Here is a 1199-nt window from a genome sequence, read left to right on the forward strand (position 1 = left end):
CAGGGCTATCGCATGTGGCCGAGGAGCTCAAAAAGAAAGGCATCGTTCCACCCGGCGCGCTTGAGCTTGAGGCGCAAGGAGATGGTGGTGTCAGGGTGAGCCCTGGCCACGTTGAGGGCAAGTCTTCTGAGTACGGCAAGGTTGGCCGGGCCGTTGTCTTTGCGGTTGCGGGCCAGATCCTCGTCGAGGATGACGTCGAGCGGCCAGTGCAGGCCATTTTCGATGGTCCAATGGGTGCGAACGATGCGCAGAACCTCCGTGCGGCTGTAATTTTGGCTCATCAGGAAGTAGCGCTCGACGGTTTTATCCTTGCCGCGCTTGCTGCGGATCCGCGCGACGGCTGTGAGGCCAGGGAAGTTGTGCGTCTTCTCCATGTCCTTGACCGGCACGACAAGCGCACTGCGCTTTTCCTTGCGCCCATGGTCTGCATCGGTGGTCGTAACCGGCTTCTTGCCCTTGCGCGCCGCTGCAGCAATCGCCGCCTTGGCGTCGGCCAGCAGAGCGGGTTGGTTGTCCTTGACCGCCAGCACGTAATCGCCGCCCCGCGCCACGATCTGCTTGGCCATTTCGCGATGACAGTGCAGCGCATCGGCCGTCACGATGCACCCCTTGAGTTGCAGAAGTTCGAGCAATTGCAAGGCACCGGCGGCTTCGTTGTTGTTCGGCGCCAGAACATTGGCCAGTGCCATGCGTGTCTGAGCCGCCCACGCCGTCACCATGACCGGCGGCATGTGGCTTTTGCCGCGCTCGTAGCCACGCCGCAGCGCCTTGCCATCCAGGGCGATCACGCCTTGCGGCCGTGCGATCTTCGCGCCTTCGGCGAAGGCTTCCATAAAGCGCCGGAACGCCGTCTCGAACGCCTTTGGATCGAGCATGCGGAACACACGACTGAACGTGTCGTGGCTCGGCAGCCCATGCTTGAGCACCAGCACGTCCTGCCAAAGATAGGCCTTCAGCCGTGCAAACAGCGCCATGTCTGTGCAACTCGTCGCTCCGCACAACGTCGCCATCAGCGCAATGAACAAAAGCTCTGTCAGATCATGCAGCGCATTGTCCGCCCGCGGGTCGGGCAGATCTTCGAAGCACTCCGAGAATCGATCCATCGGCCGCTCCTTCCAACTCAGGAGCCACCTTCAGAATCGATTTCTGCCCAATTCGCAATGCCTTACAGAGAACGCTCACATGCGATTCCCCTGCCC

General features: G+C 61.4%; 1 protein-coding gene. It reads right to left on the reverse strand.

The window, feature by feature from the left end; all coding sequences use genetic code 11:
• Positions 1–5: 5 nt before the first annotated feature.
• Positions 6–1103, reverse strand: coding sequence for an ISAs1 family transposase (locus tag IVA92_RS27180; RefSeq protein ID WP_247275788.1), 1098 nt, complete (start codon positions 1101–1103; stop codon positions 6–8).
• Positions 1104–1199: the final 96 nt, after the last annotated feature.

This window comes from Bradyrhizobium sp. 154, from assembly GCF_023073875.1.
Taxonomy (GTDB): domain Bacteria; phylum Pseudomonadota; class Alphaproteobacteria; order Rhizobiales; family Xanthobacteraceae; genus Bradyrhizobium.